The following is a 12793-nucleotide window of genomic DNA, read 5'->3' as shown; positions in this document are numbered from 1 at the left end:
GGCTCAGTCCTTGGTGGCGACGACAGGCAGCTTCACCGCCTGCGGGTTCTCGCGCACGTAGTCGCGCAGGATGGCGTCGAAGCTCGCGTCGGCCGCGAGGCCCAGCGCCTCGGCGCGCGCGGCGTGGATGCGGCTGGGCCAGCTGGTCACGATCTTCGCGATGGCCGCATCGGGTTCCCAGTCGATCAGCCCGGTGGCGTCCTTGCCGGCGATGCGTTCGAGCGCATCGGCCATCTCGCGCACGGTGGTGGTCAGCGCGGGCAGGTTGACGGCGGTGCGTGCGCCCCATTCGGCGGCGCTGGCCGTGGCCGCGCGCACGATGCCCGCGACGGTGTTGCCGGGCGATGCGAGCGCGACTGCCGTTTCTGGCGCCACGGGGCAGCGCGCGCGTTCGCCCGCCAGCGGCTCGCGCAGCATGCCGCTCAGGAAGCTGGAGGCCGCGCCGTTGGGCCGGCCCGGCCGCACCGAGACCGTCATGAGCCGCACGTTGCGGCCCTGCACGAAACCCTTGCGCGTGAAGTCGGCCACCAGCTGCTCGCCGATGAACTTCTGGATGCCGTAGCTGTTCTGCGGCGTCGGCAAGGTGGTGTCCTCGATCACCGCGGGCAGCCGCTGCTCGGGCGAATCGCCGAACACCGCGACCGAGCTGGAGAACACGAACACCGGCGCATGGCCCGCGCGGCGGCAGGCGTCGAGCAGCGCGCGCGTGGTGTCGAGGTTGCTGCGCATGCCCAGGTCGAAGTCGGCCTCGCATTCGCCGCTCACGGCCGCGGCCAGGTGGAACACGGCGTGCGTGTCGGCCAGCGGCAGCGTGCTGTTGGCGGCCTGCTCGTACAGGTCGCCCTGCACGAACTGCACGCGCGCATCGGCCGCGAGGTCGGCGGGCGGCGCCACGCGGTCGGCCAGCGTGATGCGCGAGATGGACTGGGCCGCGCCGCCGGCCAGTGCCAGCGGGCCGCCTGCGAGCAGCGTGCGCGCGAGCCGCGCGCCGACGAAACCGCAGCCTCCGGTGATGAGAATGTTCATGGTGCTTGTCTTCCTTTGACTTCAGGCTTTCTTGTCGGCAGCCGGCAGTTCGATGCCGGGAAAAATCTTGATGACCGCGCTGTCGTCCTCGCGCGCGAAGCCCGCGGTGGAGGCCTGCATGAACATCTGGTGCGCGGTGGACGACAGCGGCAGCGGAAACTTGCTGGCACGCGCCACGTCAAGCACCAGGCCCAGGTCCTTCACGAAGATGTCGACGGCCGACAGCGGCGTGTAGTCGCCCGCCAGCACGTGCGCCATGCGGTTCTCGAACATCCAGCTGTTGCCCGCGCTATGCGTGATGACCTCGTACAGCGCGGCCGGGTCCACGCCTTCACGCAGGCCCAGCGCCATGGCCTCGGCCGCCGCGGCAATGTGCACGCCGGCCAGCAGCTGGTTGATGACCTTGACCTTGCTGCCCGCCCCCGCGCGGTCGCCCAGACGATAAACCTTGGCCGCCATCGCGTCGAGCACGGCGCCGGCCTTTTCATAGGCCGCGGGCGTGCCCGCGGTCATCATCGTCATCTGGCCGCTCGCGGCCTTGGCGGCGCCGCCGGAGATCGGCGCGTCGAGGTACAGGATGCCCTTTGCGGCCAGGCGCGCCTCGAGCGCGACCGACCAGTTCGGGTCGACGGTGGAGCACATCACGAACAGGCTGCCGGGCTTCATCGACGCCGCGCAGCCGGGCGTGGTGCCATCGCCGAACAACACCGATTCGGTCTGCGCCGCATTGACCACCACGGAAACCACGATGTCGCACTGCGCGCCGAGCGCGGCCAGCGTGTCGCAGGCCACGCCGCCGTCGCGCGCAAAGGCGTGGGCCACGTCCAGCCGCACGTCGAACACGTGCGGCTCGTAGCCCGCGCGGCGCAGCGACTGCGCCATGCCGCTGCCCATGGCGCCGAGGCCCACGACGCCGACGGCGGGTGTTGGGGTGTTGGAAGTCATGTGAGGGTTCCTTCGATCATCTGTTGACGAGTTGCTTGGGCGTGAGCCACACGCCGATGGCCCCGAGCACCAGCGCACCGGCCAGCACGTACATGCCGATCTGCGTGCTGCCCGTCAGGTCCTTCAGGTAGCCGATGAGGTAGGGGCTCGCGAACCCCGCAAGATTACCCACCGAATTGATGGCCGCAATGCCGGCCGCCGCCGCCGTGCCCGAGAGGAAGGCGGTGGGCAGCGACCAGAAGAGCGGCGCGCAGGTCAGCACGCCGGCTGCCGCGAGCGAGAGGAAGGCCAGCGACACGACCGTGTTCTGCGTGTACGACGCCGCCACCGTGAAGCCCACCGCGCCCATCAGCGCCGGCACGATCAGGTGCCAGCGCCGCTCCTGCCGGCGGTCGGCGCTGCGGCCGAAGAGATTCATCGCGACGATCGCGCAGATGAACGGAATGGCACTCAAGAGGCCGATGTGCAGGTTGCCCTTCACGCCCGTGGCCTTGACCAGCGTGGGCAGCCAGAAGGTCAGCGCGTACTGGCCCATCACGAAGGCGAAGTAGATGAGCGCCATCCACCACACGCGCATGTCGCGGAACATGGCGGCCACCGAGTGCGGGCCCTTGGCGCCATGCGCCTGGTCGCGCTCGACCTCGCGCTGCAGCAGGCTCTTTTCCTCGGGCGAGAGCCAGCGTGCATGCTGGATGCCGTTGTCCAGGTAGAGCAGCACCATCACGCCGACGAGCACGGCCGGAACGGCCTCGATGATGAACATCCACTGCCAGCCGTGCATCGACGACACGCCGTGGAAGGCGTCCATGATCCAGCCCGACAGCGGATTGCCGAAGATGCCCGCCACCGGAATGGCCGACATGAAGACCGCGATGATCCGCGCGCGCCGGTGCGCCGGATACCAGTGCGTGAGGTAGAGGATCACGCCGGGATAGAAGCCCGCCTCCGCCACGCCCAGCAGAAAGCGCAGGATGTAGAAGCTGCTCGGCGTTTCCACGAACACGAAGCAGGCCGACAGCACGCCCCAGGTGATCATGATCCGCGCGATCCAGATGCGCGCGCCCACCCGGTTGAGCAGCAGGTTGCTCGGCACCTCGAACAGGAAGTAGCCGAGGAAGAAGATGCCCGCGCCCAGGCCGAACACCGTTTCGCTGAAGCCCAGGTCCTGCCCCATCTGCAGCTTGGCAAAGCCCACGTTCACGCGGTCGAGGTACGCGACCACGTAGCACAGCATCAAAAAGGGAACCAGGCGCCAGAACACCTTGGCATAGGTGCGCTTCTCGAGCGCGGTGTCGGCGGGCACGGGCAGTGCGCCGACCGGTAGGGTGGAGGAAGTCATGAGAAGGTTTGTCCCGCTTTGGATGAGAAAGAGGCCTTGCCGCCGCTGGCTCGCGCGGCCGTCGCCTTATTTGTCAGGTCATCATACAAATTTGACCTCGGAGCTTTGCCTCGGGTAAACCCGCAGGCGCCCTCGTCCGCAGCGCCTTTTTGGTGAGCGTGTGTGTCGCGGCCGCTCAGCTGCCGAGCGGCCAGCCTTCGACCAGCGGCCGCGCGAGTTGCGCGCCCTCCTGCTGCCAGAAGGCGGGGTCGGCCTGCTCGATGCGGCGGATCGCGTTGTCCATGTGGGACTTGGCCGCCTCGCGCGCCCGCAGCGCATCGCCGGCCTCGATGGCCTCGACGATGCGCGCATGCTCCTGCGCCACCTCGCGCGCGAAGTCGGCGCGGCGCGCCTCGTTGGCGCGTGTGACGCGCGTGGCGCCGTGCAGGAACTGCCGCAGGTACTGCAGCGTGCCGACCAGGAACGGGTTGCGTGCGGCCTCGGCAATGGCGCGGTGAAAGCGCACGTCTTCCTCGGCGCCGTTGCCGCCCGCGGCCACGGCCGCATGCAGCGCGTCGATGGCGTCGCGGATGCGCTGCACGTCGTCGGCCGTGCGGCGCTCGGCCGCCAGCGCGGCCACCTCGGCTTCGAGCGCACGGCGCAGTTCGACCATCTGGATCACCGCTTCGCGCGAGGCCACGTGCGGCATCTCGAAGCGCAGCGGCTCCACGCCCGCGGCGCGCACGTACACGCCGCTGCCCTGGCGCGAATCGAGCAGCCCCAGCGACTTGAGCCGCGACACCGCCTCGCGCACCACCGTGCGGCTCACGCCGAACTGCTCGGCCAGCGCGCTCTCGGTCGGCAGGCGGTCGCCCTCGGACAGGCGACCGCTGCGCACTTCGGCGGCCAAGGCGTCGGCCACCTGGTCGGCGAGGCGGGCACCGGGAGCGATGGATTGGAAGCGGGCGGTCATGGGCGCGAAAGGGAGGGGGCCTGCGACTCTAACGCAGGCCCGAACGACGAGGCGCCGCCCGCGGGACTCAGCCGAGCGCGTGGCGTGCCGCGTTCGCGATGCTCGCCGCGTCCACCCCGAAGAAGCTGCGCAGCGCCGCGCGCGTGTCGCTGCGCCCGAACCCGTCGGTGCCGAGCGTGAGGTAGCGGCGGCCCTCGGGCAGGAAGGCGCGCACGCTCTCGGGCACGGCGCGCACGTAGTCGGTGGCGGCGATGATCGGCGCCTTGCCGGCGCCGAGCTGCTGCGCGACGAACGGCACGCCCGCTTCCTTCTTGCCCGCGATCGCGCGCTGCTCGCAGGCCAGCCCGTCGCGCGCGAGCTCGCTCCAGCTCGTCACGCTGAACACCTCGGCCTCGATGCCTTCATCGGCCAGCCGCTGCGCGGCCTTGACCACCTCGGTGAGGATCGCGCCCGAGCCCATCAGCGTGACCTTCTTCTTCGCCTTGCCCGAGGCCGGCGCGTACGTGCCGAAGCGGTAGCAGCCGCGCAGGATGCCGGCCTCCGCGCCTTCAGGCACATCGGGCTGCGCGTAGTTCTCGTTCATGAGCGTGACGTAATAGAACACGTCCTTCTGCTCGACCATCATCTCGCGGATGCCGGCATCGACGATCACCGCCATCTCGCCCGCGAAGGCCGGGTCGTAGGCCTTGCAGTTGGGAATGGTCGCGGCCACGAGGTGGCTCGTGCCGTCCTGGTGCTGCAGGCCTTCGCCGCCGAGCGTGGTGCGGCCCGAGGTGGCGCCCAGCAGGAAGCCGCGCGCGCGCTGGTCGGCCGCGGCCCAGATCGCATCGCCCACGCGCTGGAAGCCGAACATCGAGTAGTAGATGTAGAACGGCAGCATCGCGAGGCCGTGCACGCTGTAGCTGGTGGCAGCGGCCGTCCAACTGGCGATGGCGCCGGCCTCGCTGATGCCTTCCTCGAGGATCTGCCCATCGGTGGCTTCGCGATAGCTCAGCACCGAGCCGATGTCCTCGGGTGCATAGCGCTGGCCCACGCTCGAATAGATGCCGACCTGCTTGAACAGGTTGGCCATGCCGAAGGTGCGCGCTTCGTCGGCCACGATGGGCACGATGCGCGGGCCCAGCGCCTTGTCCTTGAGCAGGTTGCCCAGCATGCGCACGAAGGCCATGGTGGTGCTCATTTCCTTGCCGGCAGCCGCCGTCGCAAACTGCGCATAGCTTGCGATGTCGGGCTTGGGCACCAACTCGCAGGCCGTCTCGCGGCGCGGCATGGCGCCGCCGAGCGCTTCGCGGTGGCTGCGCAGGTACTTCATCTCGGCGCTGTCTTCGGGCGGACGGTAGAAGTCCATCGCAATGGCCTGCGCATCGGTCAGCGGCAGGCTGAAGCGGTCACGGAATTCGATGAGGTCGACGTCGCCCATCTTCTTGTGCGAGTGCGTGGTCATCTTGCCCTGCGCGGCGCTGCCCATGCCGTAGCCCTTCTTGGTGTGGGCAAGGATCACGGTGGGCCGGCCCTTGTGCGCGGCCGCGGCGGCATAGGCGGCATGGATCTTCACGAGGTCGTGGCCGCCGCGCTTCAGGCGGTCGATCTGCTCGTCGGTCATGCCTTCGGCCAGGCGCGCGAGCTCGGGGTTCTGGCCGAAGAAGTTGTCGCGGTTGAAGCGGCCGTCCTTGGCCGCGAAGGTCTGCATCTGGCCGTCGACGGTTTCGGCGAACACGCGCGCCAGCGCACCGCTCACGTCCTGCGCGAAGAGGCCGTCCCAGTCGCTGCCCCAGACCAGCTTGATGACGTTCCATCCTGCCCCGGCAAAGAGCTTCTCGAGCTCGTCGATGATGCGGCCGTTGCCGCGCACCGGGCCATCGAGGCGCTGCAGGTTGCAGTTGACGACCCACACGAGGTTGTCGAGTTTTTCGCGCGCGGCCAGCGTGAGGGCGCTCATCGATTCGGGCTCGTCCATCTCGCCGTCGCCGAACACGCCCCAGACCTTGCGGCCTTCGCAGTTCAAGAGGTTGCGGTGCGTGAGGTAGCGCATGAAGCGCGCGTGGTAGATCGAGCTGATCGGGCCGATGCCCATCGAGCCGGTCGGGAACTGCCAGAAGTCCGGCATCAGGTAGGGATGCGGGTAGCTGCTGAGGCCGCGCGCGCCGCGGCCTTCGGTGAAGGCGGGGGCGGTGAGTTCCTGGCGGTAGTGCTTGAGGTCTTCTTCGGTCAGGCGGCCTTCGAGGTAGGCGCGCGCATAGACGCCGGGTGCGCTGTGCGGCTGGAAGAACACGAGGTCGCCGCGGTGTGTGGCTTCGCCCGTGTCCTTGCGCGCATGGAAGAAATGATTGAACCCCGTCTCGAACAGATCGGCCGCGCTCGCATAGCTCGCGATGTGGCCGCCGAGCTCGCCATAGGCCTGGTTGGCGCGCGCCACCATCGCGAGCGCGTTCCAGCGCATCAGCGAAGCCAGCCGCTCCTCGACGGCCAGGTCGCCCGGGAACGGCGGCTGGTCTTCCACCGCGATGGTGTTGACGTACGGCGTCGCCAGCTCGGGCTGCCAGCCGATGCGCTGCTGCCGCGCGAGGCGGGCGAGCTCCGCCAGCATCTGCCGTGCGCGCTGCGGGCCGTGCGCCTGGGCCAGTGCCAGGAAGGCCTCGCGCCATTCGGCGGTCTCGGCAGGGTCGGGATCGTGCGAGAGCGGCGTGTCCGGCAGCAGCGCGCGCATCTGGTCGGCGGAAATGGGGGCGTTCATGCCGGCACTTTAGGCCGCCATGCGACAAATTAGCTACCGGTGCAGCCAATCCCATGCGCGCCTCGCAGCATAAAATTCCGGCAATTCTTCATTTGGCGGCATTTCATGCAACTGGACACGATCGACCTGCGCATCCTCGACGAACTGCAGCGCGACGGCGCGCTGTCGAACGTGGAGCTGGCGCGCCGCGTGCACCTGTCGCCCTCGCCGTGCCTCGCGCGCGTGAAGATGCTCGAGGCGAATGGCGTGATCGACCGCTACGTGGCGCTCGCAAGCGCCAAGGCGCTGGGCCTGGGGCTCAACGTGTTCATCTCGATCAGCCTGACGACGCAGAGCAAGCAGTCGCTCGCCGACTTCGAACAGCGCATTGCCGAGCACGACGAGGTGATGGAGTGCTACCTGATGACGGGCGACAGCGACTACCTGATCCGCATCGCCGTGGCCGACATGGCGGCGCTGGAGAAATTCATCCTGGAACAGCTCACGCCGATTCCAGGCATCGAGAAGATCCGCTCGAGCTTTGCGCTCAAGCAGGTGCGCTACAAGACGGCGCTGCCGCTGCCCCGGTAGGAAGCAGCGGCAGCGCGCGGCCGATCAGAGGCCGATCAGGCCGCCGTCGTCCCTGGTGATGACCACCGTGGCCGAGCGCGGGCGGGCGCTGCCGCCTTCGGGCCAATGGCTGCCGAACTTGGTCGGGTCGCCGATGCTCGCCGCGGGGGTGGTTTCGCCCGGATGCTGGATGTTCACGAACAGCGCGCGGCCGTCGCCCGACTCGGCAATGCCGGTGATCTCGCAATCCTTCGGGCCGACCAGGAAGCGGCGCAGGCCGTCGGCGCCGGGCGCCTTGCCCACGAAGGTGTCCTGCGTGCGCGTGGTGGCGCCGTCGACGTTGGTGATGGTCCTGGCGCCGCCGTCGCCAACCTTGCCCGGCAGCGCGGCCAGCAGCATGCAGTTGGTGACGTCGGTGTAGGCGCCGTCGTCGGTCTCCAGCCAGAGCAGGCCGGCGGTGGCGTGGCTGAACCACATGCCGTCGGGGCTGGAGAAGTCGTTGTCGGCGCTCAGTTGCGACACGTTGATGTCGGCCGAGGCGGTGGCGCGCGCGCCGAACAGGTACACGTCCCACTTGAAGGCCAGCGCGGCGGGGTCGCCGCCCTCGTCCGCAAAGCGCACGATGTGGCCGTTGGGGTTGCCGGTCTGCGCGGTGGCGGTGGGGCCCTTGGGATCGTTGTAGAAGCGCGGGTTGGCGCCGTCGGTGGCGGTGATGGGGCGCGAGGCGGCGTTGGTGTTGGTGAGGGTGACGTAGACCTCGCCGGTCTTCGGGTTGACGGCCGTCCACTCGGGGCGGTCCATCTTGGTGGCGCCGGCGGCGTCGGCCGCGAGGCGGGCGTTGACCACCACGTCGGCCGCGTCGGCAAAGGCGTAGGCCGGATTGCTCGCGGTGATGCCGTTCACGCCGAGCTTCAGCTCGAGCCACGCGCCGGTGCCGTCGGCGTTGAACCTGGCCACGTAGAGGCGGCCGTCGTCCATGTACTTGTCGCCCGCCGTGGTGCCGCCGCCCACGTCGGCCGCATCCCAGTTCTTCGTCGAGACGAACTTGTAGATGTACTCGTTGCGCGAGTCGTCGCCCATGTACCAGACCAGCGGCTTGCCGACCACGACCGGGCCGAGGCAGGCGCCTTCATGGCCGAAGCGGCCGAGCGCGGTGCGCTTCTTGGGGGTGCTGGAGGGGTTGAAGGGATCGATCTCGACCACCCAGCCGTAGGTGTTGGCGCCGTTGCGGAAGTCGTCGGTGGCGGTGGCGCCGACCACCTGGGCGTTCCAGCGGCCATAGAGGTTGTCGGCCGTGTCGGGCGTGACGGTGGCCCAGAGTTCGCGGCCGGTGCTGGCCACGCCGTAGCGCGTGAACGCTGCAATTTCCTTCGCCGTGCGGCTGGGGTCGTCGGTGGCCTTGATGCGGCGGAAGTAGCCGGCCCAGTTTTCTTCGCAGGTCAGGTAGGTGCCCCAGGGCGTGGTGCCGTTGGCGCAGTTGTTGAGCGTGCCGCGGGTCTTGCTGCCGTCGGTCGAGTACTTGGTCTTCAGGTAGTCGGTCTTGGCGGCCGGGCCCGAGAACGCCATTTCGGTCAGCGTGTGGACGCGGCGGTTGAAGCTCGAGTCCTGCTTGTAGCTCCAGGCGCTGCCGCTCTTGTTGATCTCGATCACGCTCACGCCGTGCAGGTAGAACTCGCGCAGCACTTCGTCGGCGGAGGTGCGCACCGCCGCATTGCCGGTGCCGCTGATGGTCTGGCCCGCGGGGTGCAGGAACAGCGGCGTGATGGCTTCGTGGTTCATCACGAGCAGGCCGCGCGCGGCGCTGGCGGCGTCCCACTTGTTCGACGCGTTCATGCCGAAGAAGGTCATGCCGTCGTGGTGGTCGCCGGCGCGCCGGTCATAGGTGGCCGGATCGTCGGTGCCGTCGTTCTTGTAGGCGGCCACGCCCGCGGCGATCGGGTCGCCCAGGCGATAGAGCACGCTGGCGGTGTAGCCGGCGGGCACGGTGACCACGTCGGCCAGGCCCTTGGCCACGGCATCGAAGCCGAGCTTCATCGGCGTGGGCGCCGGTGCGGGGGTCGGTGCAGGCGCCGGCGCGGGAGCGGGTGCCGGTGCGGGCGGAATGATCGGGAAAGCCGTGCCGCCGCCGCCACCGCCGCCGCACGCCTGCAGCAGCGCGGTGCCGGCGGTGCCGACGCCCAGGCCGAACAGATGGCGGCGGCTGAGGCGCGAAGCGATCAGGTCGGTGAATGAGGGGTTCGCAGTGGGATTGGTGCCAACGTCGTCAAGATCGATGCCGTTGTCGTCGGTACGGGTGTTTGCGGTCATGCGCAATCGCTTTCGTGGGTTGAAAAGGAAATCAACCCGCGAAGTTAGGCAATTCGCATGACACCCGCGTGAAACGCTCAGCCCGCGGTCAGGCGCATCTGCTTGGCGCTCAGGGCGCCGGCGTTTGCCTTGGCCACAGCGCCCACAGGCGCAGCGGCTGGTTCATGCTGGCGGCCAGGCGGCCCGCATCGGCGCCGGTGCCGGCAAAGTAGTCCGCGCGCACCGCGCCGACGATGGCGCTGCCGGTGTCCTGCGCCACCACCAGCTTCTGCAGCTGCGCCGCCGGCCCGCTCGACGCGAGCCAGACCGGCGTGCCGTACGGGATGCTGTCGCGGTCGACCGCGATGGAGCGCCCGGCCGTCAGCGGCACGCCCTGCGCGCCGCGCGGGCCGAAGGCCGCATCGAGCTCGCTCATGGTCTCCTCGCGGAAGAACACGTAGCGCGGATTGCTCCACAGGAGCTGCGTCACGCGCTGCGGGTTCTGCGCGGCCCAGGCCTTGGTGTCGTCGGGCCACTTGCCGATCTTGGTCACCCCCTGGCCGATCAGCCATTGCTGCACGCTCTTGTACGGCTGCTCGTTGGTGGCCGAGTACGCCACGCGCACGGTGCGCTGCACGCCGTTGGCCTCGATGATGCGAAGGCGCCCCGAGCCCTGGATGTGCAGCATCAGCGCGTCGATCGGGTCGGCCATCCAGGCGATCTCGCGGCCGCGCAGCGCGGCCTGGGCTTCGGGCAGGGTTTCGATTTCCTGGCGGGTGTACCAGGGCCGCCGCGGCACCAGGCCGTCGGGCGCCTGGTAGATCGGAATGTTGAAGGCGGCGGTGGGCACGCGCGAGGCCTCGTACACCGGCTCGTAGTAGCTCGTGAGCTTGCCTTCGCTCGAGCCCGCGAGCGACTCGACGCGGTAGGGCTGCAGCCGCTCGGTCATCCACTGGCGCTGCTCCTCGGGCGTGGCGATGGCCAGCTGGCGCACCTCGCGGCACAGCGGCGCAAAGGCGGCGTTGGGCCGCGCGCAGTTGGCCAGGAGCGCAATCCAGGCTTCGTGCAGCGGGTCGTCGCCGAAACCCGGCAGCTCCGACCAGCCGACCGGCACCCACCGGCTCTTGGGATGCGCGAGCGAACCGGTCAGCGGTCCGAGCTCGCGCGGCGGCGTGGCGGCCGGCCGGGCCGGGGTGTCGGGCGCACGCGGGGCGACCGAGCAGCCGGCCAGCGTTGCTACGATCGCGAGCCCAACCAGCCACTGGAGTCCATTTCTCATGGGTTTGATTTTGCTTGAAGCCCTCGGGGCCGGGCTCGTGTTCATCTTGATCGTCTGGTGGACCATGTTTTCCGGTCGAAAAAAAGGCGAGCTGCACGACGACGACGACGCCGCCGATGGCAAGGGAGCCAACGAAAAGAAGAATCTCCCGCCCAAAGCGTGAATTCCTTGCGTAGCCCGGGACCGCAGTGGAATGTCGGAGAACAGCCCAATAGCTATTACTTTAGTAGCAATCATCGCAGCAAACACGGGCCTTTGCAGAAAGTTTTCCTCTTTCCTGCAAGTTGGGAAGGCCGTACCATCGCATGCTCGCCGAGGCTAAGCTGTGGCCCGCCTGATTCAACCTTGAAAGGGATTGCCATGAAAAAGTTTGTACTCGCCACCACCGCTGCCGCCCTCGTCCTGTCCGGCTGCGCCGGCGGCATGACCGACACCCAGCGCAACACCGGCATCGGCGCCGGCATCGGCGCGCTCGGCGGCGCCGCCATCGGCTCCGCCACCGGCGGCAACCGCGGCGCCATCGGCACGGGTGCCGTGGTCGGCGCCGCAGCCGGCGCGCTCGGCGGCTACCTGTGGTCGCAGCGCATGGAAAACCAGAAGCGCCAGATGGAAGCCGCCACCCAGGGCACCGGCGTGGCCGTGACCCAAACCCCGAACAACGAGCTCAAGCTGCAGATCCCGAGCGACGTCTCCTTCGACGTGGGCCGCTCCAACATCAAGTCCAACTTCGCTCCGGTGCTCGACCAGTTCGCGAGCGGCCTGCGCAACAACCCGAACGCCGAGGTGCGCATCATCGGCCACACCGACAACACCGGCTCGGACGCCATCAACAACCCGCTGTCGGTCGACCGCGCCGCCAGCACGCGCGACTACCTGGTGGCGCGCGGCGTGAGCGCCGCCGCCTTCCGCATCGAAGGCCGCGGCTCGCACGAACCGATCGCCAACAACAACAGCGATGCCGGCCGGGCGCAGAACCGCCGCGTCGAGATCTACGTGGGCGAGCGCGCGCCGCGGGGCTGACCGGATCGGCTGATGCAGTAAATAAAAACAAAGCCGGCCGTGCGGGAGCGGCCGGCGCCCATCGTCATCGTTTCATGTTCACAAAGAGGGAAAAACTCATGAGGAAGCTTGTTGTTTCGGGTGCGGCTGCGGCCGCATTGTTCGTTGCGGGGTGCGCCTCGCAATCGCCCGCGCCGGGATCGGCCGCTGCGCCGGCCGCCCAGGCGGCTGCACCGGCCAACAGCTGGACTGCGCGCCTGGCGGCGCTCAAGACCGAGCTGGAAAGTTCCACCAAGGGCACGGGCGTGGTGATCGAGCAGACCGCGGACAACCAGCTGCATCTCGTGGTTCCCAATGAACTGTCGTTCGACGTGGGCCGCGCCAACGTCAAGCGCAACCTGGCGCAGGTGCTCGACAAGGTGGCCGAAGGCCTGCGCAGCGCGGCCGCGGCCAGCGTGCGCGTGGTGGGCCATACCGACAACACCGGCAGCGAGGAAGGCAACGAGCGCCTCTCGGTGAGCCGCGCCGACAGTGTGCGCAACCACCTGGTGAGCCGCGGCGTCTCGACCACGGCCATCACCACCGACGGCCGCGGCTCGCGCGAGCCGATCGCCGACAACGGCACGCCGGCCGGCCGGGCCCAGAACCGCCGCGTCGAGATCTTCGTCGCGGAAAAGGTCTGAT

General features: G+C 69.0%; 11 protein-coding genes. 4 read left to right on the top strand and 7 right to left on the bottom strand.

Annotation, left to right across the window (positions count from 1 at the left end; all coding sequences use genetic code 11):
* Positions 1 to 3 precede the first annotated feature (3 nt).
* The 5 genes from denD to mdeB all read right to left on the bottom strand — a co-directional run bounded on the left by denD (position 4) and on the right by mdeB (position 6996).
* A complete protein-coding gene (denD, locus tag VPA02S_RS13040) occupies positions 4 to 1026 on the bottom strand; it encodes a D-erythronate dehydrogenase (RefSeq protein ID WP_062363991.1) in 1023 nt (340 codons plus the stop codon).
* Between the two features lie 21 nt (positions 1027 to 1047).
* On the bottom strand, positions 1048 to 1971 hold the full coding sequence (gene ltnD / locus VPA02S_RS13035) for an L-threonate dehydrogenase (protein ID WP_015867885.1): 924 nt from the start codon (positions 1969 to 1971) through the stop codon (positions 1048 to 1050).
* A 16-nt stretch (positions 1972 to 1987) separates the two neighbouring features.
* Positions 1988 to 3310 (bottom strand): MFS transporter, encoded by a 1323-nt coding sequence (locus VPA02S_RS13030; RefSeq protein WP_062363989.1) that lies wholly within the window; start codon positions 3308 to 3310, stop codon positions 1988 to 1990.
* Between the two features lie 175 nt (positions 3311 to 3485).
* Positions 3486 to 4262, bottom strand: coding sequence for a FadR/GntR family transcriptional regulator (locus tag VPA02S_RS13025; protein ID WP_062363987.1), 777 nt, complete (start codon positions 4260 to 4262; stop codon positions 3486 to 3488).
* A gap of 67 nt (positions 4263 to 4329) precedes the next feature.
* Positions 4330 to 6996, bottom strand: coding sequence for an alpha-ketoglutarate dehydrogenase (mdeB, locus tag VPA02S_RS13020; protein WP_062363985.1), 2667 nt, complete (start codon positions 6994 to 6996; stop codon positions 4330 to 4332).
* Between the two features lie 105 nt (positions 6997 to 7101).
* Between mdeB and VPA02S_RS13015 the strand changes: the two genes are divergently transcribed.
* Positions 7102 to 7566 (top strand): Lrp/AsnC family transcriptional regulator, encoded by a 465-nt coding sequence (locus VPA02S_RS13015; RefSeq protein ID WP_015867889.1) that lies wholly within the window; start codon positions 7102 to 7104, stop codon positions 7564 to 7566.
* 24 nt (positions 7567 to 7590) lie between these two features.
* On the opposite strand, the gene VPA02S_RS13010 is transcribed toward VPA02S_RS13015, so the two are convergent.
* Positions 7591 to 9852 carry a PhoX family protein gene (locus VPA02S_RS13010; RefSeq protein WP_062363984.1) on the bottom strand — a complete coding sequence of 754 codons (2262 nt, stop codon included), beginning with the start codon at positions 9850 to 9852 and terminating at the stop codon, positions 7591 to 7593.
* A gap of 109 nt (positions 9853 to 9961) precedes the next feature.
* On the bottom strand, positions 9962 to 11110 hold the full coding sequence (gene mltA / locus VPA02S_RS13005) for a murein transglycosylase A (RefSeq protein WP_018903531.1): 1149 nt from the start codon (positions 11108 to 11110) through the stop codon (positions 9962 to 9964).
* On the opposite strand from mltA, the gene VPA02S_RS31990 reads away from it, so the two are divergent.
* The 3 genes from VPA02S_RS31990 (at position 11109) to VPA02S_RS12995 (ending at position 12792) form a co-directional block, all read left to right on the top strand.
* Entirely contained in the window at positions 11109 to 11273 is a 165-nt protein-coding gene (locus tag VPA02S_RS31990) for a hypothetical protein (RefSeq protein WP_018903530.1), read from the top strand. The genes mltA and VPA02S_RS31990 overlap by 2 nt on opposite strands.
* Positions 11274 to 11470: 197 nt before the next feature.
* A complete protein-coding gene (locus tag VPA02S_RS13000) occupies positions 11471 to 12130 on the top strand; it encodes a YiaD family glycine zipper/OmpA-like lipoprotein (protein ID WP_015867893.1) in 660 nt (219 codons plus the stop codon).
* Positions 12131 to 12228: 98 nt separating this feature from the next.
* Positions 12229 to 12792, top strand: coding sequence for an OmpA family protein (locus tag VPA02S_RS12995; protein ID WP_018903529.1), 564 nt, complete (start codon positions 12229 to 12231; stop codon positions 12790 to 12792).
* Position 12793: the final 1 nt, after the last annotated feature.

The organism is Variovorax paradoxus NBRC 15149 (assembly GCF_001591365.1).
Taxonomy (GTDB): domain Bacteria; phylum Pseudomonadota; class Gammaproteobacteria; order Burkholderiales; family Burkholderiaceae_C; genus Variovorax; species Variovorax paradoxus.
This window is presented reverse-complemented; position numbering and strand designations above follow the sequence as displayed.